20 protein-coding genes are annotated in these 25,039 nt (G+C 41.8%); 10 read left to right on the top strand and 10 right to left on the bottom strand.

Translation table 11 applies throughout. The features are described 5' to 3' along the window. Positions 1-26: 26 nt before the first annotated feature. Positions 27-746, bottom strand: a complete 720-nt coding sequence (locus tag KO534_RS18775) for an IclR family transcriptional regulator domain-containing protein (RefSeq protein ID WP_252732273.1) — start codon at positions 744-746, stop codon at positions 27-29. Between the two features lie 280 nt (positions 747-1,026). On the opposite strand from KO534_RS18775, the gene KO534_RS18770 reads away from it, so the two are divergent. Both KO534_RS18770 and KO534_RS18765 read left to right on the top strand, forming a co-directional pair. Continuing rightward, positions 1,027-1,800, top strand: a complete 774-nt coding sequence (locus tag KO534_RS18770) for a phytanoyl-CoA dioxygenase family protein (protein ID WP_215932063.1) — start codon at positions 1,027-1,029, stop codon at positions 1,798-1,800. A gap of 294 nt (positions 1,801-2,094) precedes the next feature. After that, positions 2,095-3,564 (top strand): tryptophan halogenase family protein, encoded by a 1,470-nt coding sequence (locus tag KO534_RS18765; RefSeq protein ID WP_215932061.1) that lies wholly within the window; start codon positions 2,095-2,097, stop codon positions 3,562-3,564. Positions 3,565-4,163: 599 nt separating this feature from the next. Here KO534_RS18765 and aldA read toward each other — a convergent pair. Genes aldA through KO534_RS18745 form a run of 4 tightly spaced genes read right to left on the bottom strand, consistent with a single transcriptional unit; the run spans position 4,164 to position 8,570 of the window. Continuing rightward, positions 4,164-5,627, bottom strand: a complete 1,464-nt coding sequence (gene aldA, locus KO534_RS18760; RefSeq protein WP_215932059.1) for an aldehyde dehydrogenase — start codon at positions 5,625-5,627, stop codon at positions 4,164-4,166. A 5-nt stretch (positions 5,628-5,632) separates the two neighbouring features. Next, the gene (locus tag KO534_RS18755) at positions 5,633-6,397 is read right to left on the bottom strand and encodes a 2,5-didehydro-3-deoxy-L-galactonate 5-reductase (RefSeq protein ID WP_215932095.1); all 765 of its coding nucleotides are present in this window, start codon (positions 6,395-6,397) and stop codon (positions 5,633-5,635) included. Positions 6,398-6,433: 36 nt separating this feature from the next. Then, positions 6,434-7,456: a zinc-dependent alcohol dehydrogenase gene (locus tag KO534_RS18750; protein ID WP_215932057.1), complete on the bottom strand. Its 1,023-nt coding sequence runs from the start codon at positions 7,454-7,456 to the stop codon at positions 6,434-6,436. Between the two features lie 10 nt (positions 7,457-7,466). Beyond that, positions 7,467-8,570: a mandelate racemase/muconate lactonizing enzyme family protein gene (locus KO534_RS18745; RefSeq protein ID WP_215932055.1), complete on the bottom strand. Its 1,104-nt coding sequence runs from the start codon at positions 8,568-8,570 to the stop codon at positions 7,467-7,469. Between the two features lie 467 nt (positions 8,571-9,037). Between KO534_RS18745 and KO534_RS18740 the strand changes: the two genes are divergently transcribed. Continuing rightward, a complete protein-coding gene (locus tag KO534_RS18740; protein ID WP_215932053.1) occupies positions 9,038-9,652 on the top strand; it encodes a GntR family transcriptional regulator in 615 nt (204 codons plus the stop codon). Positions 9,653-9,884: 232 nt separating this feature from the next. Here KO534_RS18740 and KO534_RS18735 read toward each other — a convergent pair whose 3' ends face one another. From KO534_RS18735 to nirB, 5 genes are all read right to left on the bottom strand, one after another. Continuing rightward, entirely contained in the window at positions 9,885-10,940 is a 1,056-nt protein-coding gene (locus KO534_RS18735; protein WP_215932050.1) for a glycosyl transferase family protein, read from the bottom strand. 104 nt (positions 10,941-11,044) lie between these two features. Beyond that, positions 11,045-11,983, bottom strand: coding sequence for a uroporphyrinogen-III C-methyltransferase (cobA, locus tag KO534_RS18730; protein ID WP_215932048.1), 939 nt, complete (start codon positions 11,981-11,983; stop codon positions 11,045-11,047). Beyond that, the gene (locus KO534_RS18725) at positions 11,980-14,727 is read right to left on the bottom strand and encodes a nitrate reductase (protein ID WP_215932046.1); all 2,748 of its coding nucleotides are present in this window, start codon (positions 14,725-14,727) and stop codon (positions 11,980-11,982) included. The genes cobA and KO534_RS18725 overlap by 4 nt, the downstream gene beginning before the upstream one ends. Before the next feature lie 55 nt (positions 14,728-14,782). Then, on the bottom strand, positions 14,783-15,130 hold the full coding sequence (nirD, locus tag KO534_RS18720) for a nitrite reductase small subunit NirD (RefSeq protein WP_215932044.1): 348 nt from the start codon (positions 15,128-15,130) through the stop codon (positions 14,783-14,785). Positions 15,131-15,141: 11 nt separating this feature from the next. After that, positions 15,142-17,712 carry a nitrite reductase large subunit NirB gene (gene nirB, locus KO534_RS18715; protein ID WP_436836594.1) on the bottom strand — a complete coding sequence of 857 codons (2,571 nt, stop codon included), beginning with the start codon at positions 17,710-17,712 and terminating at the stop codon, positions 15,142-15,144. 422 nt (positions 17,713-18,134) lie between these two features. Between nirB and KO534_RS18710 the strand changes: the two genes are divergently transcribed. The 7 genes from KO534_RS18710 to KO534_RS18680 all read left to right on the top strand — a co-directional run bounded on the left by KO534_RS18710 (position 18,135) and on the right by KO534_RS18680 (position 25,020). Further along, the gene (locus KO534_RS18710; protein WP_215932040.1) at positions 18,135-18,995 is read left to right on the top strand and encodes a TraB/GumN family protein; all 861 of its coding nucleotides are present in this window, start codon (positions 18,135-18,137) and stop codon (positions 18,993-18,995) included. An 83-nt stretch (positions 18,996-19,078) separates the two neighbouring features. Continuing rightward, complete coding sequence (locus KO534_RS18705) at positions 19,079-20,152, top strand: GGDEF domain-containing protein (RefSeq protein WP_252732271.1); 1,074 nt, start codon at positions 19,079-19,081, stop codon at positions 20,150-20,152. 157 nt (positions 20,153-20,309) lie between these two features. Continuing rightward, entirely contained in the window at positions 20,310-21,545 is a 1,236-nt protein-coding gene (gene moeA, locus KO534_RS18700; protein ID WP_215932038.1) for a molybdopterin molybdotransferase MoeA, read from the top strand. Between the two features lie 65 nt (positions 21,546-21,610). After that, entirely contained in the window at positions 21,611-22,972 is a 1,362-nt protein-coding gene (locus KO534_RS18695; protein WP_215932036.1) for an MATE family efflux transporter, read from the top strand. Between the two features lie 12 nt (positions 22,973-22,984). After that, positions 22,985-23,425 carry an MOSC domain-containing protein gene (locus KO534_RS18690; protein ID WP_215932033.1) on the top strand — a complete coding sequence of 147 codons (441 nt, stop codon included), beginning with the start codon at positions 22,985-22,987 and terminating at the stop codon, positions 23,423-23,425. 54 nt (positions 23,426-23,479) lie between these two features. Next, the gene (locus KO534_RS18685; protein ID WP_215932031.1) at positions 23,480-24,013 is read left to right on the top strand and encodes a DUF2780 domain-containing protein; all 534 of its coding nucleotides are present in this window, start codon (positions 23,480-23,482) and stop codon (positions 24,011-24,013) included. A 167-nt stretch (positions 24,014-24,180) separates the two neighbouring features. Further along, positions 24,181-25,020 (top strand): mechanosensitive ion channel family protein, encoded by an 840-nt coding sequence (locus KO534_RS18680; RefSeq protein WP_215932029.1) that lies wholly within the window; start codon positions 24,181-24,183, stop codon positions 25,018-25,020. Positions 25,021-25,039: the final 19 nt, after the last annotated feature.

The following is a 25,039-nucleotide window of genomic DNA, read 5'->3' as shown; positions in this document are numbered from 1 at the left end:
TAATGTCCTAGGGATAAACCCTCATATTAACAACCCAATTGTTGGCTAATATTCTCTGCCGTTTGGTGCATATCTTGGATAATATCCATCTCATCGCCGTCCTGTACCATTTTCATACCTAATTTCGATACCACTAAACACGCAATAATTTTTCCTTCCGCTGAGCCAACGAGCACCGCGTGATCAGTCACTCCCTCAATAACTGGGTTATCGGCGATAAGTATTTTCTGCTCGCGAATATTATCGAGTTCTTTAGTTAATGCAGATTTTGCTTTGGTAGTCAGCAAGGCATAGTCTTCACTACGCTGTAAAATCATATCCCGCACTTCAGAATTACTGTTGGCTAATAATACTTTGCCAGAAGTAGTGGATAAGGTAGGAAACAACGCGCCCTCAGTAATATTAACCGACATCGGCACTTGGCTACGAGCTTGCACTATCACCATGGTTTGACTCTGATACAACATGGTTAAGTGGCAGGAATGATCGATACTCACGGCTAAGTCTTCCATATGAGGTAACGCACACTGACGTAATTGGTCGATGGGAGAAATTCGCCTCGATAAATTATAAATTTTTAACGAAGCGCGATAGAGCCCTGAAACCGCATCACGCACCAGATAACCTCGGGATTCTAAATTAATGAGTACTCGATAAATCTCATTGGCACCACGTCCTAATGCCGACGCAATTTCAGTTTGTGACTTTGGCAATTCCTGTTCAACTAAATATTCCAATACATCCAACGCCTTATCTAAAGCGGGAACGGCGTACTTGTTTTTACTGACTTGCTCGGTAGCGGTTTCACTTTTATTGGTTGGGTTTTTACTAGTTAACGTCACTTATTGGTTCTCAGTTAGTAAACGGGACAAATGTATCTTAACGGTATCATCAAAAAATTGGCAACACTTGCAACATATTGTTGACAATCAACATTAAGCAGCTATCATTATTTGTATTGGAATATTGTATTTCTATATAAATTTTAAAGCTATTTAAATTTTTATTCTCAAAACAGGTGATCCTATGACAAATAAGATATTGTCCGCTGAACAAATTAACGATTTCCATCGCGATGGTTACGTCATTGCTCGTGGGTTTTACAGCCAACAAGAAATAAAGCGCTTACAAGATAAAGCCTTTAATGACGATTCACTATACGAGCGTGCTTGGGACAAGAAAGATGCAAAAGGCACTGTCAGTAAGGTCTGCTTATGGCAAGAGTTGGGTGATGATCTGTATAGTATGTTCTCTCGAGGCCGTCGTTTATCCGACTCGGTAGATGCCATTTTGGGTGAGCCGGTTTATCACACCAGTACCAAAATCATGATGAAAGAACCCTTTGTGGGTGGCGCATGGGAATGGCATCAAGACTTCGGCTATTGGCACAACGATAACATTATGCTGTATCCCAAATTAGTCAGTTGTATGATTGCCGTCAATCAAGCTACCATTGAAAATGGTTGTTTGCAGGTACTAAAAGGTTCTCATCATATTGGTCGAATCAACCACAATAAAACCGGAGATCAAAAAGGCGCTAAATTACAATTTGTTGAAGAAGCCATGAAACATTTAGAGCTAGTCGATGTTGAACTGGAGCCTGGTGATACACTGTTTTTCCACTGTAATTTGTTGCACAAATCCAATCAGAACCAATCATCTGAACCACGCTGGTCGATTATCATGGCTTACAACGCAGAAAGTAATAAACCGTTCAAAGAAAATGAAGCCTTATACTTCCCCCTTAATCGCGTTGACGACGATGCTATTTTAAATTGGAAAGAAGCAACAACAGCCTAAAATTTGCAGTTATGTTGCCATGATAAGGTGCTATCGACTCCCCTATCTTATCGAATGATTTGGGGAGTCTATCTGATGTATCTAGAGCTTCGACCTGTTGAAACAATAAAACATCATAAATGCCGAGCTAGTTTACCCTACTGTGCCCTTCTTTTTATCGCCGTTATGGTTCTCTTTCGGTACCTCATCAGTTATTGTTAACAGTAAACCAAATGCGAATATTCGTTGATATAGCTCAGCCAACCGATATCCATTCTTAGCAGCAAATACTGAGCCTGATTTAAAGAGTCCAATATGAATCAAAAAGTGAATAATGTGGTTATTTTGGGAGGGGGTACCGCAGGCTGGATGAGCGCAGCTTTGCTGTCTAAATCCCTTAAAAACATCAATATTAAATTGGTCGAATCAGAACTGATTGGCAGTATTGGAGTGGGTGAAGCGACTATCCCTAGCCTGCACTTTTTTAACGATATGTTGGGGATCAATTCCACCCACTTTGTCAAAAAGACCTCTGGTAGTTTTAAACTGGGTATTCGATTTGAAAATTGGCACAAAAAAGATGCGAGTTATTTTCATGGTTTTGGCACAACAGGCTTAGGAATGTGGGCGGCGGGCTTTCATGAATATTGGAGACGAGGACTTGATTTAGGTATCAGTAAATCCTTTAGTCACTATAATTTTGAAGCCATGGCTGCGCTTAGTAACAAATTTGCGCATCAACAAAATGGCCCCAATTTTGCGTATCACTTAGATGCCAGTTTGTATGCCAATATGCTTAAACAAGAAGCTGAAAAAAATGCGGTGACACGCATTGAAGGGTTAGTAAAACAAGTTAACACTGATGTCGAAAACGGCGATATTTTGTCACTCGAACTGGCTAATGGCACAGTTGTCGAGGGTGATTTATTTATTGATTGTTCGGGCTTTAAAGGTGTATTAATCAACGAGACCTTAAAGACTCCCTTTGTTGACTGGTCCCATTGGTTACCCATGGACAGCGCGATAGCAGTACAAACCAAACTCTCATCCCCTCCAGCCCCTTATACACGCTCCATTGCTAACCATGCAGGTTGGCAGTGGCGTATTCCGCTGCAACATAGAATGGGTAACGGCATTGTTTATTCCCAGCAATATATGAGTGACGACGAAGCGCGAGCCTTATTGGTATCTAGCATAGAAGGCGAAATGCTAACCGAGCCGCGAAAACTGAGTTTTAAAACAGGCTGTCGAGAAAAACAATGGAACAAAAACTGCGTGGCCATTGGGCTGGCAGGTGGGTTTATTGAACCTTTGGAGTCCACAGCTATTCATATTATTCAGCAAGGGATGATGCAGTTGATTAAGTACTTCCCAAGTTACGGAATCAATGATCTGGAAGTCGAAGAATATAACCGCTACATGATGACAGATTATAACGAAATCAAAGATTTTATCGTGCTGCATTATTGTCAAACCGAGCGAGATGATTCGCCTTTTTGGCAGTTTTGTAAAAATATGCAGATCCCCGAAACTCTTAAATCTAGAATGGAATTGTTTGAAAAGACCGGGCGTTATGTACATCGTGATAAAGAAATATTCGTTGATTCTTGGTTACAAGTGATGATTGGCCAAGGTTTAATCCCAGAGCAATATCATGGTTTAGCCGACGAACTGTCAGAATCTGAATTGCGAGAGTTTTTGCAGCAAATAGAAGAGGACATTGCCACTAAAGTGCAGCAACTGCCGAGCCATGGTGAGTATTTAAATACTCACTGTAAGTCTTAGGTTTGAGCTCAGAAAAAGGTAGAGGAAAGCAGTGAACGACTAAAGTACTGCTGGGTCGATAGAGAAGATTTGCTTGCAGAGAGCGTTGAGTTGAAATTGACTGCAGCCCTTTTATTTCAACTATTAAGCATTTTGAAAAAACATTAACACCAATGTAAACGTTAAAATGGATTCCAGCTAAAAGACTGCTGGAATGACGTTGGGCATAGCGGGCTGATTTTTCATAAATTTGGGATAACCTGCTGTCTCTTCATAAGTTTGGGATCGCCTACTGTCTCTTCATAGGTTGGGGATAGCGTGTTGTTTCTTCACAAGTCGGGAGTCGCTGCTGGCTCTTCATACTTTCTATTCATACTTTCTACTCATAAATAGTGGGTACATTTAGATCTTAGTCGGCAAGGTCGGTACTTTATGGACGAAGTGGATAATCTAATGAGCGACGAAGATATTCTGTCGTGCAACTATGTCTTATGAGCAAAGCTCATGTTCCGGGCGCAAAGCGCATAAGTGAAAAAACTGAACCCAACTGTACCCATAAAAAAAAGGCCAAGGATTTCACCTTGGCCGTTTTATCAATTTATCAACTCAACTCAGATGATTTACACTTCTTTTAAATAAACCGTTTTCTTCTCTAGGTATTGCTCGAGGCCAAATTTGCCGTCTTCGCCCCCAAAGCCACTTTGTTTCCAACCGTTGTGGAAGCCTTGGTGTTGCTCTCCCATGCCGCGATTGATGTAGACCTCACCCACTTCTAAATCACTGATGGCTTGATTGATGTTAAAGAAATTTTGGGTGAATACATAGGCGCTTAAACCGTAGATACTGTCATTACAATATTCGATGGCTTGCTGCATACTGCTGACTCTGATGATAGGTAAAATAGGACCAAATGTTTCTTCATGCACCACAATATTGTCTTGATTCACATCGACTAATACAGTGGGTTGATACCAACAACCGCCTTCAAAACCGCTGACCTTAGCTACGCTACCGCCAGTCGCTACCGTGGCACCTTGTTTGATACTTTGTTGCACTATGTGGTCAATATTAGCAATTTCACGCTGGTTACACTTAGGCCCCATTTGTGTTGTAGGATCCATTGGATCACCCACTTTTAAGCCTGCAACCATAGGCAAGAATTTAGCCATAAATTCTTCATAGATAGCGTCGTGAACATATAAACGTTCTACACAAGTACAGACTTGACCACAATTAGCAAAACGTCCCCATAACGCGCCTTCAAGGGCCTGCTCTAGGTCGGCATCATCCATCACTATCATGGGCGCCTTACCACCTAATTCAAGCATCACCGGCGTCATATACTCTGCACTAGTTTTATAAATTTGTTTACCGGCAACGGTAGAGCCAGTCATAGTGATCATTTTAGTAATCGGGCTTTCACACAATGCTTGGCCGACTACCGAACCGGTACCGTTAATCACATTTAACACACCAGCCGGAATACCTGCTTCATTGGCTAAACGTCCCAATTCAGTGGTGGCCAGCGGGGTTTCTTGAGTTGGCTTTAGTACCATTGTATTCCCGGTGATTAACGCAGGGCCAATTTTACGACCGGCTAACGCCAATGGAAAATTCCAAGCGGTTATACCAACCACTACACCCCGAGGCACTTTATGGATATAAATTTTTTCATCTTCGTTATCTGAAGGAAGAATATCGCCTTCGATAGTTAATGCATTGTCGCAAGCGTAATCAATGAAGGTGGCAGTCACATCCACTTCCATCTCGGCAACAGACAACAATTTACCTTGCTCAGCGACAATCATAGGTGCGAGAACAGCTTTGTTTTCGCGAATTTTATTGGCAAATTTTCGTAAAATATTTTGGCGGGTTCGCGCGGTTAATTTGGCCCATGGCTTTTGTGCTGCCTGCGCCACATCAAGGGCGTGTTGCGCATCTTCTGCACAACCTTCTGGGATTTCACCTATCACCTTACCAGTAGAAGGGCTCAGAATTTCAATCATGTTAGTGGAATGAGAGCTAAGATATTTGCCGCCAACGAAATTAACATTATTTTGAAACTTTAAATTTTGTGCCGTCATTGCGTTTATCTCCCCATCCAGCCGCCATCGACCAGCAAAATTGCACCATTTACATAGCTTGCAGCTTCAGAAGCCAAAAATACGGCAGGACCTTTAAAGTCTTCGGGGTTTCCCCACCGGCCTTGCGGAATTCGGCCTAAAATAGCAGCCGAACGTTCTGGGTCATTACGTAACGCTTCAGTATTGTCGGTATCGATATAGCCAGGCGCAATAGCATTAACATTCACCCCTTTACCCGCCCATTCATTCGATAATGCCATCACTAACTGCCCAATCGCACCTTTACTAGCAGCATAACCGGGCACTGTGATACCACCTTGGAAAGTTAACAGTGAAGCGGTGAAGATTATTTTACCGGCACCACGTGTCACCATATCTTTGCCTATTTCGCGGCTGAGGATAAATTGTGAATTTAAATTAACATCAATAACCTTATCCCATAAATCATCGCCATGTTCAGCCGCTGGCGCGCGTAAGATGGTGCCTGCATTATTCACCAAAATATCGATATTGGGAAAGTCCGCTTTTACTTCTTTAATAAAGGCATATAACGCGTCGCGATTTGAGAAATCACACTGATAACCTTTAAAGTTTCGGCCCAATGCAGTCACTTCTTTCTCAACCTCAGACCCTTCAAGTTCTAGGCTAGCTGAAACACCAATGATGTCAGCTCCTGCTTCTGCTAAACCTAAAGCGATCCCTTTGCCAATACCACGTTTACAACCTGTAACTAAGGCAACTTTTCCGGCTAAACTAAATTTTTCAAACATATTATTCATTACTCAAACCTTGTCTTTGGTATCAAACTATTCTGCGTTACATTCAACCAACGCTTTCATACCTTGTGGATTGCCATCCATATTAGCGAATGCGCTACCGATATCAGTCAAAGGGCTAACAGAACTGATAAAGGGTTTAAGGTCAATTTGCCCAGATGCAATCAGTTGAATTGCCCAATCAAAATCAGCGGCTTCATAAACACGCGCGCCTAATAACTCTAACTCTTTCCAAAAGAATTGGAATAAGTCGATTTCGGGTTTTGTACTATGAATTGCCACCATCACAATACGACCTCGACGACCGGCTATTTGAGTCATGGAATCAATAGCAGGTTTAACACCCGACACTTCAAATACTACATCAGCGCCTTTGGTGCCGGTCCACTCTTCTACATAAGCGGCTAAATCTGTATCAATAGGATTCACTGATTTAACACCTAAGTCATCTGCAAACGCGCGGCGGCTTTCATTGGGTTCAGACACTAGCACCTCTGCCCCTACACTTTTAGCGACAGCGGCCACAAGCTGTCCGATAGGGCCACCGCCAAGTACCACTACTTTTTCGCCTGCTTGCAAACGCGAACGTCGCACATCATGGCAAGCCACTGACAAAGGTTCGATTAACGCACCTTGCTGTAAACCAACGCCTGCCGGCAATTTATGTAAGGTGCGAGCTTTTACCGTCCAGCTCGATTGAAATGCACCGGGAGTATCAATACCCATAAATTTAAGGTTTTGACAGATATGGGTATGACCCGCTTCACAAGTTGGGCATTCACCACACCAATCAAGAGGGCGCACCACAACTTTTTCTCCTATTGAAAAACCTTGCACCCCTTCGCCGATTTCTGCGACTACACCTGAAATTTCGTGTCCTATGGTTTGCGGAATAGATACTCGCTGATCCATTACACCGTGGTATATATGCATGTCAGTACCACAGATTCCTACATAACCAACGTTCAAGCGAACCTCGCCAGCTTGAGGGGTGATAGCTTGACCTTCGACAACCTTAAACGATTTGTTTCCAATATATTGTGCAGCTTGCATATGTTTCACCTTAAAAATGTTTAATTAAATGAGGGGCCAATAACTTGTCATCAAAAATAACCCCAGTCCCCGGCGTGTCGGGTGCTACAGCGAATCCGTTGTTGAGTACAATGGGATGTAACGTGTATTGATCTATTGGGAACGAATGTACTTCTAAATAACCTGCATGGGGTTGCGAGGCCAACAGTGACACATGCAGTTCATGCATGCCGTGACTGCATAATGGTAAATTATGCTGTTTAGCTAATTTTGCAATGTGTAAAAAACCGGTTATACCACCTATATTTGACGCATCTGGCTGAACAAAACCTAACTTGGATTGCGCAAAGGCATACTCAAATTCATGAATGGTATGTAAGTTTTCACCCATAGCTAAGGGAATATCAATGGCATCAGCGATACGCCCAAACCCTAAATAATCGTCAGGAATAGTGGGCTCTTCAAACCAGGTGATATTGCAATGTTCAATAGCTTTACCAAAACGAATCGACTCCTCTACCGACATCGAATAATTAGCATCAACCATAAATACTCGGTCAGGGCCTAATAGCGCCCGCACCGCTTCAACACGATGCACATCTTCTTGGTAATCCTCTTTGCCAACTTTAATTTTCACCGCTTCAAAGCCGCTGTCTACATAACCTTGAATATTGCTTAACAATTTGCTTTCAGTAAAATTAAGATCAATTCCACCGGCATAACACTTAGTCTTATTGCTTGCTCCACCCGCAACCTTCCATAGAGGAAGTTCTGCGCGTTTGCATTTGATATCCCATAAAGCAATGTCGACTGCAGAAATAGCAAAACTCAGAAGTCCTCCTCTACCTACATAGTGATATTCCCACTGCAACTTGTTCCAAATACCATCAATATCAGAGGCATCTTTACCTATCAACAAAGGCCGCATTTCATCATGAAGTAATGAACATATCGCACGGCCACCTTTACCGCCTGTATAGGTGTATCCAACACCCTGCATACCATCAGCGCAAGTCACACGACACAGCATTAATTCAAAGTGGGTATGGTCGCCGTGCTTAGCATCAGACAATACTTCTGCTAAAGGCACTTTGTAATACTCAACATCTATTGCCGCTATTCTATTTATATTCATTCTCTAGAAATCCAACTAATACTTAACAGTTTTGATTTAATTGTTAACAATTTACACCAATACATTGTTAGTTGTAAAGATAAATAATGGCCAGAAATTTGAGGTATTCTAGCGAAAAACAAAATGTTCACTTACACACGATAGTGGCTAGTGAATAAAACGGGATAGTGACAATGAGATTTAATAGCGCGTAAATTGAATAGACAGTCTTGTTATTTTTATAGACGCTACATTTTAAGCAACGCTAATTGTGAGGTATTCCCGCCTTGATGATTGTTAACAATATTCATACAACTCATTAAAATTCTAAGTAAATTTGCTTTAAAATTACTATAGGTCTTAATTCTATTGGCTTTGTTATGTTTTTTGTAAACAATAAAATATAAATCAAAAATTATCTAAAACCATTGTATTTCCCTGTCTGCTTCACTTATGATTCGTAAATTGATGACAACAAAGGAAAATTTATGAGCGGTAGTAGAGCACCCAAAATTCTGTCAGTAAAAGATCAAATTGCAGAACAAATGCGCTCAGATATAATTTCTGGCGATTTAGCACCCAATACAAAATTGAATGAGAAAGAACTTGCTGAAAGATTTGGTTTATCGCGAGGACCTATCAGAGACGTTATATTACAGTTGACTAAGGAAGGTTTATTGGTCTCTAAAAACAACGTGGGGGCTTCAGTCAATAGCGTGTTAGATCCGAGTCTGCAAAAACTCATGATAAGCCTTAGACGCAATATAGAAGTGTTTGCAATTGAACAGTTAAAAGAAAAGTTGACTGAAAAAGACTTTGCCGCCTTAGAAAAAATCTTATTCGATCTGCAAAGTGCTTTTGAAAGAGAAGATTTTACTGAAGTCACAAAAATCGACATCTCATTTCATAACTATTTAGTTCACAAAGCCGGCGGTGATGATCTCGTAAATATTTGGTATCCATTTGTAATGCGTATGCGCTTAAATTACAAAAGAATTACGTCTGGCGTGGAGTGTGTAAATGAACATGAAACCATACTCAATGCACTACGCGCTGGAGACACAGCCAAAGCCGTAAAAGGGTTAAAAGCGAATATCCGCTAGCCTTAAATTAGAGGTGCTAACTTTATGTTAGCGCCTGTGTAACCATTATTTATGTATTCTAGGTGTGAGTACTGCGCTTTCTCTGAGAGTGATGTTGCAATAGTGGTTAGGGTGCAGTACTCGCGCGTAAACGAATTATTACAAATGACGACTGAATCTAAACAGAGACCCTTGCTACAATTTGAATTCTGACTCACTAGCAGACGCCACACTACTCATAAAACCGCCTATATCAATGTGCATAATGTTTGCCGTTAGTTTCAAAAAGTTCTGGCCCTAAGTTTTCTTCAGGCAAAGTTGCCGGCCATGTTTTATCTCGCTGTTGCCACATTAGTTCTGCTTGTTGATAGGCTTCGCTCCATTCAAGATTATTGACTAGTACCAACATTACGCTCAGAGTACCTACAACCGCGTGGTCAGCGTAATGATTGTGTGACTGCCCCGTCCAAACTGCGATCAGTTGTTTGGGATCTAAGGCTTGGGGTTTACTGACAAAAGTATCGTAGGTGGCGCGCACGTCTTGACATACTTGTTGTGCATTACGACTGATATGTAAGGTGACATCCCTCAATGGGTTAAATTCAACTTCACCGCCTTCGCCTCTAAAACACAGTACATTTTGATCATTTAACAAAGCGGCGGTTTTGCGATGTTTTTCATCAACCAGACGATGAAAAATGCCTTGCAGACTGTGAGATGCACTTGTTGGGTTTAACATTCTGGCTAAGGTATTGGCGCAAGAGCGCAGCCCAAACTGTTCTCGTAATTGGATAATGGCATCGAGATGTGGGTTAATCTGTTGTAAATCCATATAGGCAAATCCGCAGCTATCAAGCGCCTTTTTTGCTTGTTGTGGATTTTTAGCAATGTCATAGCCCAACTGTGGTAACACTTGTTTTAAATACAAACGTTTTGAATCCGGCTCATGGGTACCATGTAAAAATATTCGTTTACCACTTTTAGCAAGCAATAAAACTGACAATAAAAACCAAGGTAGATGCCTACGTTTACCCGCATAACACCCCATATCTAAATCAACACTAAGTTGCGAAAACGGACTAGCAGTCAACTCACGAAACGCCTCACTAAAACCCGCTAACTCTTCTGCAGTTTCTTCTCTAACACGAAGTAACATCAAAAAGGCACCTTTTTGCTCAGCTGTAGTTTGACCATTAATGATCATACTCATTGCCTGTTTCGCTTCAGGCATGGTTAAAGTACGCCCTGCCCTTTGGCCACGGCCGATAATACGAATAAAGTGTTTAAAATCTAGAGGGGTGTCTGACATGGATTAACATTCTTATTTATTACGTTGGCCATGCTACCTTGAGCTTTGCGGCGACATGACATCAATCACACAACATCAGTTAAATAACAAAAATCAATCAAGAGTTAGGCGTTGGCGTATAACGGCTTTACGGAATTTGACAGTAGCGATAAATTAACCTGATAGCGCTTATTTACCACTTCTCCCACTATTGTTACGGCTGGCCCTTGAAAATTTTCACTGCTCACTCGTTGCGCAATATTGTCTAATGTACCAACACAGACTTGCTGTTGCGTGGTGGTAGCTTGGTCAATCACCGCAACGGCTGTGTTAGATGGCAGCCCATGTTTTTCTAGGCGTTGCATGATAGTGCCGATACGTTTAAGCCCCATATAAAACACTAAGGTTTCACCATAGCAAGCGCTAGCCCCTGCCACCAATGCCCGCCAATTGGGTTCGTCGCTTGCTGACTTTAAATGTGCTGTAATAAATCGCACTGATTGTGCACACTCTCGGTGTGTGAGTGGGATACCTGCATAGGCTGATGCACCAGACGCAGCAGTGATGCCAGGCACTATGGCAAAGTCGATTTGGTGTTGCGCTAAAATCTCACACTCTTCAGCAGCTCTTGCAAATATAGCCGGATCACCGCCTTTTAAACGTACGATATTTTTACCAGTTTGCGCCACCTCTACCATCAACTGACAAATATCCGCTTGTTGCATACTGTGTTGTCCGCACTTTTTACCAACAAAAATTCGTTCTACATGTCTTGGGATCATATTGATAATATCGGGATTAACTAACCAATCGAACATCACCACGTCAGTTTGCTGAATTAAGCGATAGGCTTTTAAGGTGAGTAACTCTGCATCACCTGGTCCAGCACCAATCAAATACACCTCACCATTTTCACCTCGAGTACGACGGCGCTCAAACTTCTTAGTAATCGATTCGTGGTTAATCCAATTAGCACGCTGCTTATTTGGAGTCAGGTGAAGGTTCGATAAAAACTGTTGAATTCGCCATAATCCCCAAGGCAAAGGTGATTTTTCGATTATCATGATACAGCCTCCAAGGCGATAATATGTTGTGACTCTACATGCAATTTCTCAGGTTTATGTTGTTTCAAAAGTTGGCTTAATTCAGTTTTACAAGAGCCACAATTGGTGCCACATTGCAGTTTACGCCCAAGGCCGTCGACTGAATCACAGCCGTCATTGATGGCATCAACAATGGTATTTTCACCGACTTTAAAACAACTACACACCAGTTTTCCTTGTGTGAATTGTTCGTCTGGCTGCTGATTAAGTAAACCATGTAGCTGTTCGGGTGTAATATTTTCAATGGTGAGTAAGCTATTTATCCAACCAAGGTCAAGGTTAATGTGCTCAGTTGATACAAACATGATTAACGACATTTTTCCTTGGCGCAGTGCACAGGTACTATTTAAATCGCTGCTAGATGCGGTAATCCATTCGTCATACAGTGGCAACTCAAGTTGCAAGCTTTGCTTAATACCAGCTGGTTGTTGGTCAGTTGCAAAATACACTAAATGACCATTTTCTAATGGGCTGGTGACAAAATAATCAAAGTGTTTCTTTAATAATTCGACATTAAGATCTTGCTGAATAAATAACTGACCAGAATATTCAAACTTCACCTTTTGTAGGCTTACCGCAGCGTGTTTCAGCTCTGGCTGCCCCGAAATTTTGTCGTTTGCATCGGTAAATAGGTGGGTAACATTGGCACTAGAAGCATTGCTCGCGCTCCAATGGATTGGAGCAAACACTTCACCTTGGCGTTGACTATTATCTATGGATACGGCTAAACAAACCGGCGACGCCAGCTTATCCTTTTTAAGGGTATGAGCCGCGTTGAGGGTCACTAAGTCATCGACTCTTAGCCCCAGATTTTTAGCATCTTCTGGGTGTATGGCTAAATAGGGCCGACTCACGTGAGAGGTTAACTCTGAAGACTTCCCAGTGCGTGTCATAGTATGCCATTGGTCACGGATCCGCCCGGTATTCAAGACAAAAGGAAAATCACTGTTAGTGAGTTGTTGTGGGGCGTTAAACTCGGTGACCACAAACTGTGCCTTACCACTTTGAGTATAGAACTTTCCGTCTGTAAACAATCTTTTGGTACCGTATGGCGCTGCCTTATTTACTGGCCACTGTACCGGCTTTAAGCGGTTGTATTGGCTGTCTGTTAACTCAGACAGAGCAGATAAATCTAAGTCACGGCTGCCGTTATTTTCAAATTGTGTTAGCCCTGCATACTCGGCAAATATCTCACTGGATGACTCAAAGTTAAAACCAGATGCAAACCCCATTGCTTTGGCAACGTCACAAATAATTTTCCAATCGTGCTTTGCTTCCCCAGTGGCAGGTAACAAACCTCGTTGACGAGAAATTCGACGTTCAGAGTTAGTGACTGTGCCGTCTTTCTCTGACCATCCGGTTGCAGGTAATGCAATATGGGCAAAGTCGAGAGTATCGTTTTTAGCGACACAGTCAGATACGACAACTAGCTCACATTTGTTAAGTGCATCAGCAATTTTTTGGCGGTTGGGCATACTCACCATTGGGTTAGTCGCCATCACCCATACCGCTTTCACTTTTCCGGTATTAATATTGTCAAACAAGTCGACCGCTTTAAAGCCTGGTTTGTCGGCAATAGTGGGTGACTGCCAATAAGTTTGCACGGTTTGTCTATGTTCAGGGTTTTCGATATTCATATGACAAGCCAACATATTCGCCAAACCGCCTACTTCTCTGCCCCCCATAGCATTTGGCTGACCCGTTAGTGAGAAGGGACCACAGCCTTCTCGCCCTATTTTTCCGGTGGCTAGGTGGGTGTTGATAATACTATTGGCTTTATCTGTACCCGAGCTTGATTGGTTGACCCCCATACTATAAGCCGTCACTACCTTGTCGGTTTGTGCAAATAATCGGAAAAAATTCAACAACTCTAATTCGCTAATGTCACATTGCTTGGCTACCCTAGTCAGCGTCCAAGACTGACAATGTTCGATGACCTGCTCAAAGCCTTGAGTATGAGAGGAAATATAGGCAGCGTTTAGCGCTTTGTGGCTGTCTAAGTGCGCCAATAAACCGTTAAACAAAGCGACATCAGTGCCAGGTTTAATTTTAAGATGAAAGTCTGCCAGTTCTGACGACGCGGTTGTGCGCGGATCAATGATGATTACTTGCATTTCAGGGTTGAGCTTTTTGGCTCTTTCTATGCGTTGAAATAAGACAGGGTGTGTCCACGCAGCATTGGAGCCCACCAATATCAGCAATTCGGCCTGTTCAAGATCCTCATAACAACAAGGTACTGCATCGGCGCCAAATGCACGTGTATAGGCAGCCACGGCAGACGACATACACAATCTCGAGTTAGTATCGATATTGGCGCTACCTATGTAGCCCTTCATTAGTTTATTGGCAACATAATAGTCTTCTGTCAATAATTGACCAGAAACATAAAACGCCACTGAATCGGGTCCATGATCGCTAATCAGTTGCTTAAATTTATTGGCTACTTTGGTAATGGCATTGTCCCAACTGGCTTTTTTACCACCAATCATGGGACTCAGTAAACGACCGGATACTGAGTTGGTCTCTAGTAATTTATTGCCCTTAACACATAAACGTCCAAAATTAGCCGGGTGATCACTACTTCCCTTTAAATCAGTTAACTTATTATCAGCGGTAGTTTGCACTTCTACTCCACAACCCACTCCACAATATGGGCAAGTGGTGTTGAGCAAGGAGGCGCAGGTACCTAGGTTACTTTTAAGCATAGTTAGACTCTTGGTACGATTCATTGCAACTTAACTCGCGACTAGAAGACATCAATTAGTCAACCAACTGTAACTGCACTTGATCTTGTTCGATACGCACCGGATACACCCGTAACTTAATCCCTTCATCTTCTAAACATTGACCAGAAGCTAAGCAATAACGTTGCTTGTAAAGAGGCGAAATAATCACCTTAATATCTTCAACCGAACCCAACAAGCCGCGATATAACACGTTGGCTTTACCGATGGGATCCCAATTACTGACTGCAAAAACCTGTTCACCATCAACCGTCCTGACCTTAAACAAGGCAATTTGTTGCTCGTTTAACAAGGCACAAACACCTGAGTTTGCGACTAAATCAGCGTCGCTACATACTGTTATCCAGTTATTTGAAATGCTCATTACATGTCTCCTTAAACAAGCTCAATGGCGAGTTCAGTTTCTTGGGATGGCGAATTTTGAATTTTGTCGAACTGCTGTTTTTCAGATTCTGTTGCTGGGCGTATTTGTTGGCGTTCTTCAACAAATACGATGTTCAAATCAGACTTGTCACTATTCACAAATTGACGGAAACGTTTACGTGACTCTTGGCTTTCAATGGCTGTTTTCCATTCACACTGGTAAGTATCCACCACGTGTTGCATTTGTGCTTCAAGCTCTGCACATAATCCTAGTGAATCTTCAATCACCACTTGTTGCAAATACTCTAACCCCCCTTCTAAATTTTCCAACCATACCGAGGTACGTTGTAAACGATCACCGGTTCTAACGTAAAACATCAGTACACGATCTATATATTTAACTAGCGTCTCAGTATCTAAATCGGTAGCAAACAAATCACCATGGCGCGGCTTCATGCCGCCATTACCACAGACATATAAATTCCAACCGTTTTCTGTGGCGATGATGCCTATGTCTTTGCTTTGTGCTTCTGCACACTCTCGGGTACACCCCGACACTGCAAATTTAATTTTGTGAGGCGCACGTAATCCTTTGTAACGGTTCTCTAAATCGATAGCTTGACCTACTGAGTCTTGCACACCATAACGACACCAAGTACTGCCAACACAGGACTTCACCGTTCTCAGAGACTTGGCATAGGCATGGCCGGTTTCAAAACCGGCTTCGATAAGTATCTGCCAAATATCTGGGAGCTGTTCGACACGCGCACCAAATAAGTCGATGCGCTGCCCACCGGTAATTTTTGTATATAAATTGTAGTCTTTGGCTACCTGGCCTAACACTAGGAGTTTATCAGGGGTAATTTCGCCTCCGGCTATACGGGGAACCACTGAATAGGTGCCATCTTTTTGCATATTACCTAGGTAAGTGTCATTGGTATCTTGCAAACTTACGTGGTCTGGTTTGAGTACAAAATCATTCCATACTGACGCAAGGATAGAAGCCGTTGCTGGTTTACATATTTCACAACCTAAACCTTTGCCGTGCTTAGCTAATAATTCATCAAAGGTTTTGATACCGCCCACTTTGACTAAGTGAAACAGTTCTTGTCGTGAATACGCAAAATGTTCGCAGATGTCCTTTTTAACTTCCACACCACGTTTTGTCAGTTCACTGTCAACAACGGTCTTAAGCAGCGCCGTACAGCCACCACAACCGGTACTGGCTTTAGTACAGGATTTGATATCTGCTAAATTACAGCTTCCTGTATCAAAGGCCTCAATAATGTCGCCTTTTGATACGTTGTGACAGGAACAAATTGTGGCGCTATCAGGCAAAGCGTCAGCCCCTAAAGCAGGTGCGGCATCGGCCCCTGCTGGTAAAATTAAACTTTCAGGGTGTGCGGGTAACTCAATATCATTCAACGCATATTGCAATAAGGTATCGTAATCACTGGTGTCACCAATAAGTACTGCACCGAGTAACTTTTTCTGCTGTGCATCAACCACAATTTTCTTGTAGATTTCCAATGGCTGGTTTTCATAGGTGTAGCACAAGGCACCCTGAGTTCTGGCATGCGCATCACCAATCGAACCTACTTCGACACCCATGAGTTTTAGTTTGGTGCTCATATCTGCACCTTGAAACGTCAACTCGCCACCAATAATATGACTAGCTGCGGCTCTGGCCATAGTATAACCAGGCGCCACTAAGCCAAATATGAAATTATTCCACAACGCACACTCACCAATCGCGTATATATCCGCGTCACTGGTTAAACAATGGTCATTGACCACTATTCCACCGCGCTCACCAATGGCGATATCAAATTCCCGCGCCAATGCATCTTGTGGTCGAATACCTGCCGAGAATAAGATCATATCAGTTTCTAACACTTCGCCATCGGCAAAACACATTTTGTAGCGACAAGTTTCACCTGCCTCAATGCTTTGGGTCGCTTTTTGGGTATGGACTTGTACGCCTAACTCTTCGATTTTATTGCGAAGTACGCGGCCGCCGCCGTTATCAACTTGCACCGCCATAAGCTGCGGTGCAAATTCGACTACATGGGTTTGCAACCCTGCTTCTTTTAACGCGTTAGCGGCTTCTAAACCTAGTAGTCCGCCACCAACTACAACCCCTACTTTACTCTCGGCAGCTGAAGCACTGATATTTTCAAGATCTTCTATGGTGCGATAAACCAAACAATGAGGTTGGTCGTTGCCTGGAATTGGGGGGACAAAAGGGTAAGATCCAGTAGACAACACCAATTTGTCGTACTCAAACTCTTCACCAGCTGCGGTTGTAACAGTTTTGGTTACCTTGTTGATATGCTCAACTTTGGCGTTTAAAGCGAATCTAATATTGTGTTCTTGGTAATATTCTGGGGTAGTTAACGCCAACTCTTCAGCGGTTTTTCCTGAAAAATATTCGGATAAATGTACTCGGTCGTAGGCTAACCTAGGCTCAGCTGACAACACCACCACGTCTAACTGTGATTCATTGTTAGCACTGTTTTCTTGTATCAATTGGTCAACAAAATGATGGCCTACCATGCCATTACCTACTACTACTATTCGCATGTTATTCCTGTTGAGACCACTATTTAAGTTAGACATGTGTCACCTCTGCATTTTCTGAGCACAAAAAAAACCCACCATTCCAATACAGGAATAGGTGGGCTTCTTTGCCATGTCACCTTGCATGCTGTTTTGCACACGAGATGAAAAATTAATTTCACGAACACTAGGTTTACTTAGTTCGCATTCTTATAGGAAACTTTATACAGAAATAGTGCCAACTTTTAATTACTTATAATTCAATCAGTTATAAAATTCAAATTTAGGCGAATGAGCCAGAATTGCTCTTATTCAATGCAGTGGCACCAACTTAGGGCATCAAAAAACAACTTAATTCTATTGCGTTCATTAATAAAGCAAGGCTATTCTCCACAATGGTTCTGTACAACAATTTGGCAAAATTTAACAAGGGAAATAGTGACAAAATGACTTTATTAAAAGCACTCACATTAAGTACCACTCTATTTTTTACTCTAAGTATTCACGGGGCGTCCGTTTGGAAAGTTTCAAACGAACAGCATAGCCTTTACATTGGTGGCACTATTCATTTTCTAACGCCTAAGGATTACCCGTTAGCCAAAGAATATGAAGTGGCATTTGACTCATCAGATAAAGTGATATTCGAAACTGACCAGCAAGAGGTACGCTCACCAGAATTTGCTCAAAAAATGATGAAAAAACTAATGTATAGCGACGGTACGACCATTAACAAGGTATTAAATCCTGAGACTTACAAAGCACTCGCGGTACATTTATCCTCTCGAAACCTGCCTATATCGGCGTTTGCGTCCCATAAGCCTAATTTTCTGGCAATTTCCTTAAGTATTATTGAATTACAATCTATGGGTTACACCAGCGAAGGCGTGGATTTGTTTTATTCCAATAAATCAAAGCGCCAAAACAAACAACAGAGCTGGTTGGAAACCCCAGATGAACAACTTGCTTTTATGGCAAATTTAGGAGGTGAAGACCCTAACGTAATGGTCGAATACGCTCTGCAAGATATTAAAAAAATGCCTGAATTATTAGGTAAGTTACATTCGACTTGGTTATCAGGGGACATGCAAGGCATGGCTGAGGTAGGCATTACTCCATTTAAAACAGATTACCCAGAAATCTATCGGGACTTATTAGTCACACGTAATAACAACTGGATGCCAAAAATAGTCGACATGCTGAATGACCAAGCGGTTGAATTCATTTTAGTTGGCGCATTGCATCTTTCTGGACCCGATAGTGTCTTAACAAAACTCGAGGCTAAAGGTTACAAAATCGAAAAATTATAAAACTAGCGCGATATTCACGGGTAAAATTGAATATCGCTTAAATTTTGGTTTTATAAAATTATTTCGCTGGGAGATGGAAGAACATGAAAAATCTCACTAATTCGTCAAATTTAGAGCTTAAACATCTACAACTTCTAATTGTTGTTGCCATCATTTTTATGATGAGTTTTATGGTGGCTGATTTAGCTCTCCTTCCAGAAGTATTACATCCAGTTTATTTTATTTCGCGGTTGGGTATGCAATTACCTATTATGCTGATTTTTCTTGCCTTAACGTTTACTCCATTTTACCACCGAATACATCATCACGTTCTGTGGATTTCAGTTCTTGGTATTACCTACGCAAACTATTGGGTAACAGTACAAAGTTGGCTGATAGCTGAATTTTCGTTCCCTTATGAAGGGATCTTATTATATGCGTTATTTGCCACCTTTATTTTACGTTTGAGTTTTAAATACGCACTTATTTATGTAGGTTTCAGTTTGATCGGTTTTACTTTAATGGTAACCATTTACCCAGTTTATGGGGAGTTAACCAGTGTAAAGCTGGGGTTTGTATTATTCGGCCTTGCGGCGGTCTTAATAGGAGTCAACCGAATAGAACAAACCTTTAAAAAACTCGAAGTGGCTAATAGTAAGCTCGTTATTCTAAGTGAAATTGATCAACTTACCGGTATTTACAATCGCGGCACATTTGAAACCAAATTTTACGACATGTTGGGCTTTGCTAAACGAACCAACACTCAGATCGTCACTTTTATGTTCGATTTGGACAATTTCAAAGACTACAACGATGCCTATGGTCATTTGCAGGGTGATAAAGTCATAAAGTTACAAGCGCAAATATTAAATGAAGTTTTTTCTCGAGAATTCGATTTAGTTGCGCGTTACGGAGGTGAAGAATTTGTTGTCGCCTGTATACACAATTCCCCGCAACAATGTGAAACCTTGGCACAACAAGTCATCGAAAAATGGCAGCAACTGCAAATAACTCACGACGCTGGAAATGGTGCGGCATTTGTGTGTTGTTCTATAGGTTTTTATTGCTCAGTGGCGAGTCGCTACCATACGACCAAACAAATCCTAGAAAAGGCTGATAAAGCCTTATATAAAGCGAAAGAATCTGGTAGAGGTAGATTTGTAAATGGCAGTGACTAATTAAATATACAGGCGCTCAAGTTAACAACTTAATATTTGATAAAAACAGCTAAAACTCTACGGCTATTGGTATCGGTTTACGTTAATTTTTGCGATAGTACGTCTTGCTTATTCGCCTGTGAATTATCCCCATTTTAATAAGGTAGTATAAAAGTCAATGATCCAAAGTTGTGACACGCCCAATCCCAATGGTTCTGCTTTACTTGGGATAAAAGACGCTATAGAAAAAATGTTGGCGCAAATCATTAAAGTGAAAGATCAACAAAACCTGCCGCTTATAGAAGGGCTCGGTAGAGTATTAGTGGACGATGTCATCTCACCTGTAGATGTGCCACCAGCAGATAATTCAGCAATGGATGGCTATGCATTAAATCACCGAGATTTAAAGCAGAGCAATACACTACTAATGGCTGGAACAGCGTTGGCAGGACAACCCTACCCTAACACTCTCTTGCCTGGACAATGTGTCAGGATCATGACTGGCGCAGTCATTCCTAATGGTGCAGATGCGGTGGTGATGCAAGAAAACACGGCAACTAATGGCGACACTATTGAATTTAAAGAGCTTGTGCAAAAAGGGAATAGTATTCGCCAAGCCGGTGAAGATATTCAGCGATCACAGATAGTGGTAGAGAAAGGCACTCAACTGAAAGCGGCACATTTAGCTTTGATTGCCTCCGTAGGTGTTGCTCAAATTACGGTTACACGTAAGTTGAGAGTTGCCCTAATTGCCACCGGAGATGAACTGACTGCCCCAGGAGAAAAGTTATCTCAAGGTGCAATTTATGAAAGTAATCGCTTTGCACTACTTGCATTATTAGCCGACTTTCCGGTTGACGTTATCGACTTAGGTATAGTTAAAGATGACAAGACCAGTTTACTGGCAGCATTTAAACAAGCTGATCAAAACTGTGATTTGGTGATTTCCTGTGGTGGCGTTTCAGTGGGCGAAGCTGACTTTGTCAAAGAGGTTTTATCGCAGTTAGGCTCTATTAATTTTTGGAAAGTGGCCATTAAGCCAGGTAAACCTTTTGCTTTTGGAAAACTCAGCAATGCTTGGTTTTGCGGGTTACCCGGTAATCCGGTTTCATCATTTGTAACCTTTCAACAATTGGTTACCCCAGTTTTGCAAAAGTTAAGCGGTCAAAACAGCACATCCACTCCACACTTTGTAGCGAAAGCCGCCTGCTTGATCCGTAAACGACCAGGGCGAGCGGATTTCCAACGAGGTATATTTTATCGCGATGAAAATGCCCAATTATGGGTAAAACCTAATGGCAAACAAGGTTCGGGGATTATGAGCTCTATCGCAAACGCTAATTGTTATATGATTTTAGAACGCGAATCAGGTGACATTCAATTGGGTCAAAGCGTGAATATCCAACCGTTTTAAGCTAAGTGTAAGCCAATTACCTTAGTGTAATTTCAATTTAACCAACAAAATAAGAAGCAGGATTTGTGGCATTTAAAAAAGAATTAAAAACAATTTGTCATTTAGCGTGGCCATTACTGGTTGCACAAATTACGCAAACCTTAATGGGGGTGTCGGATACCATTATGGCGGGTCGCTATTCTGCAACCGACATGGCGGCTGTAGCCATAGGTTTTGGATTTACGTTACCCATCATTGTATTTATTCAAGGGATCACACTAGCATTGCCAGCAATCATTTCGCGTTTTAACGGCGCCAAACAGATTGATAGAGTCGCTAATTACACGCAGCAAATGGTGTGGCTGGCATTAATTTTTTCATTGCTTGCCGTATTGTTTGGTTTTGTATTTGAACCTTTAATGCAATACATCCAAATGGAAGAGGACCTAAGACGTATCACAATCGATTACATTCATTATATTTTGTATTCGATGCCAGCTTTCGCTCTATATCAAGTACTCAGAAATTACTGTGAAGGCTTATCCATTACCAAACCTAGTATGTTAATTATGGGTATTGGTTTATTGGTCAATATTCCTGCTAACTATGTGCTTATTTACGGAAAGTTTGGCTTACCTGAAATGGGAGGAGCTGGGTGTGGTGTAGCTACGGCATTAGTATTTGTTGCGATGTTTATTGCAACTTGGTTATACACACTCAAATCACAAAAGTTGGCTAAGTACGATTTGTATAAGCAATTATATGGCCCGCATTTTAAAGATATGCTGGAATGCCTCAAATTAGGCTTACCTATCGCTATGACGATCTTATTTGAGGTGACATTGTTTGCAGCTGTCGCAATTTTATTGGCGCCATTTGGCTCAATAGTTGTGGCATCACACCAAGTTGCACTCAACTTTTCAGCATTAATGTTTATGATCCCCCTGAGTATCGGAATGGCGACCAGCATTCGTATCGGGCATTTACTTGGGGAACAAAATCCTCAACAGGCCAAAATAGCCACAAAATGTGCATTTGTTTTGGGTATCAGTATCGCAGCGTGCACCGCTACTTTATCTGTTTTAGGCCGTGAATTTATTGCCAGGTTATACAGCATTGATCCGCCAGTCATTGAGTTGGCTTCAGGTCTATTATTATTGGCCGCGATGTTTCAATTTTCGGACGCAGTGCAAGTCATTTCGGGCACGGCTCTGCGTGGGTACAAAGATACGACAGCGATGTTCTATTTGAGTTTTGTTTCCTATTGGGTGGTAGGAATGACTATTGGTTGTATTTTAGGTCTGACAGATTGGATAGTGCCGCAAATGGCAGCCGCAGGTTTTTGGGTAGGATTTATTTGTGGGTTAAGTACCGCTGCTGTCACCTTAGGATTAAGGCTCAAATACATCCAAAATAAAACCGCTCAACTTGATTCTATTGCCATCTAAAAGGGAGCTCACATGCAGTTACTGGATATAGCCGTTCGCCCGAAATCAAGAGCCCCGATGCAAACCAAGTTTGAATTGATGGTAAGCAAGGTTGCGGGATTGGAGGGTGATTTTAGAGGTAAACCAGGCAAACGTCAGGTAACAGTGCTTAGTTTTGAACAATGGCAACTTGCTTGCAATGAATTGGGTAGCGAACTTCCATGGACCACTCGGCGGGCTAACTTATTGGTAAAAGGAGTGAGCTTTAACTCCAACATGGTAGGGCAACAAATTAAAATTGGACCATTGCTATTATTAATCACTCGCGAGACCGATCCCTGCCCCAGAATGGACGCTCAGCATCAAGGGTTAACACAAGCTCTCACCCCCGATTGGCGTGGTGGTGTTTGTTGTAAAGTGATTGCTGATGGCCGAATCAAAGTGGGAGATCCCATCAAAATCCTTGGTGGATGATTTAAAAGAGTTTATTATTGAGCTTGTTACTCACCAACCAAGTTGAAATTATTTATGAAAATATCTTATTTATTAATCGTTGTATCCGCCCTTGCCTTTTCACCTCAAAGTCATGCCGAAGGCTGGTTAGACTCAATTAAAAGCATGTTGGGAATGGAAGCTGAATCAGCATCTATGCCAAATGTAGCGGATATGATTAGTTCTGTAAGCGAATCTGTTGGAATAGATGAATCTCAAGCAGAAGGCAGCTTAGCGTCAATTTTTAATTATGCTAAAGACAATATATCATCTGAGCAATTTAGCAGTTTGAGTGAATCACTTCCTGGTCTGGATTCGTTGATGGATGCAGTACCTAGTATTAGCGAAGTCACTTCAGAAGGTGGCCTAAATGGATTGATGGACAAAGCGGCTAATTATAATGAATCCCTAAAAGCCATGAACGAACTTAAAAAGCAATTTGAAGCCTTAGGCCTAAGCCCTGAAATGATTACCCAAGTCATCGCCAGTGCTAAAGCATATTTAGATACAGACGAAGGCAAAAAAATCAAAGATCAATTGATGCAAGGCCTAAGTAAACTAGCCATCTAATACGAAAGTCTTAGGTTCCTCACTTTCCGTCTAATAACTTGATAATTAGACGGAATTTTTCTACAAAATGCCCCGCTTTTGAAAATTAAACCTCAAAAAACATTTGCTGTATCTTCATATTCCACCCATAGTAGCAAGGAATTATTATTTCACTATAAGGAAGCAAAATGGATTCAGTTGAAACACAATTACAAACCTTCTACGACAAAGCTATCACCTTAGCGACAGAATACGGCAGTCAATTTATTCTCGCGTTAATTGTATTAGTCGTAGGGCTGTGGATTATAGGCAAACTTAGTGATGTCGTTAGACGTTATTCAATTAAAGGCTTGCCGGACGAAACCTTAGCAAAATTTTTAACCAACATTTTTGAAGTCATTCTAAAAGTACTGTTAGTGATTAGCGTTGCTTCGATGATCGGCATCGAAACGACCTCATTTATCGCTATTTTGGGTGCGGCCGGTTTAGCTGTTGGCTTGGCACTTCAAGGCAGTTTATCTAACTTTGCAGGCGGAGTGATGGTACTTATATTTCGCCCATTTAAAGTTGGCGATTATGTTGGGGCTCAAGGATTAGAAGGTGTAGTGACCGATATTGGCATTTTTGTCACAACTTTTATGACTTTCGACAAACGTATCATTATTGTGCCTAACGGCCCATTAGCAAACGGTAATATTATTAATTACACTGCCAGTGATGTTAGAGCGGTAGAGATATCCATAGGTATTTCCTACTCAGACGACATTGCAAAAGGTAAAGCGGCCATGGAAGCGGTATTAAAACAAGACCCAAGAGTGCTGCAAGATGAAGGCAATGTAGTGGCTGTGGTTGATTTAGGCTCTAGCTCAGTTGACTTTTTAGTCAGGGCTTTCGCCAAAACCGATGACTATTGGGATTTGTATTTTGATATTCGTCCAGCCCTTAAGGCAGCTGTGGAAGAAGCAGGTTTAACTATTCCATTCCCACAACGGGATATACATATGATCCAAGACGGTGCTCAAGATTAAGGAAGTACCTTAAAAATTT

This window comes from Paraglaciecola arctica, from assembly GCF_018861065.1.
Lineage (GTDB): Bacteria > Pseudomonadota > Gammaproteobacteria > Enterobacterales > Alteromonadaceae > Paraglaciecola > Paraglaciecola arctica_B.
Note: the sequence above shows the minus strand (reverse complement) of the source record. Positions and strands in the feature narration are given on the sequence as shown.

Coding starts and splice junctions, on each gene's coding strand:
- KO534_RS18770 (WP_215932063.1), top strand. CDS start 1,027: ATGACAAATAAGATATTGTCCGCTGAACAAATTAACGATTTCCATCGC.
- KO534_RS18765 (WP_215932061.1), top strand. CDS start 2,095: ATGAATCAAAAAGTGAATAATGTGGTTATTTTGGGAGGGGGTACCGCA.
- aldA (WP_215932059.1), bottom strand. CDS start 5,627: ATGACGGCACAAAATTTAAAGTTTCAAAATAATGTTAATTTCGTTGGC.
- KO534_RS18755 (WP_215932095.1), bottom strand. CDS start 6,397: ATGTTTGAAAAATTTAGTTTAGCCGGAAAAGTTGCCTTAGTTACAGGT.
- KO534_RS18750 (WP_215932057.1), bottom strand. CDS start 7,456: ATGCAAGCTGCACAATATATTGGAAACAAATCGTTTAAGGTTGTCGAA.
- KO534_RS18745 (WP_215932055.1), bottom strand. CDS start 8,570: ATGAATATAAATAGAATAGCGGCAATAGATGTTGAGTATTACAAAGTG.
- KO534_RS18740 (WP_215932053.1), top strand. CDS start 9,038: ATGAGCGGTAGTAGAGCACCCAAAATTCTGTCAGTAAAAGATCAAATT.
- KO534_RS18735 (WP_215932050.1), bottom strand. CDS start 10,940: ATGTCAGACACCCCTCTAGATTTTAAACACTTTATTCGTATTATCGGC.
- cobA (WP_215932048.1), bottom strand. CDS start 11,983: ATGATAATCGAAAAATCACCTTTGCCTTGGGGATTATGGCGAATTCAA.
- KO534_RS18725 (WP_215932046.1), bottom strand. CDS start 14,727: ATGCTTAAAAGTAACCTAGGTACCTGCGCCTCCTTGCTCAACACCACT.
- nirD (WP_215932044.1), bottom strand. CDS start 15,130: ATGAGCATTTCAAATAACTGGATAACAGTATGTAGCGACGCTGATTTA.
- nirB (WP_436836594.1), bottom strand. CDS start 17,712: ATGCGAATAGTAGTAGTAGGTAATGGCATGGTAGGCCATCATTTTGTT.
- KO534_RS18710 (WP_215932040.1), top strand. CDS start 18,135: ATGACTTTATTAAAAGCACTCACATTAAGTACCACTCTATTTTTTACT.
- KO534_RS18705 (WP_252732271.1), top strand. CDS start 19,079: ATGAAAAATCTCACTAATTCGTCAAATTTAGAGCTTAAACATCTACAA.
- moeA (WP_215932038.1), top strand. CDS start 20,310: ATGATCCAAAGTTGTGACACGCCCAATCCCAATGGTTCTGCTTTACTT.
- KO534_RS18690 (WP_215932033.1), top strand. CDS start 22,985: ATGCAGTTACTGGATATAGCCGTTCGCCCGAAATCAAGAGCCCCGATG.
- KO534_RS18685 (WP_215932031.1), top strand. CDS start 23,480: ATGAAAATATCTTATTTATTAATCGTTGTATCCGCCCTTGCCTTTTCA.
- KO534_RS18680 (WP_215932029.1), top strand. CDS start 24,181: ATGGATTCAGTTGAAACACAATTACAAACCTTCTACGACAAAGCTATC.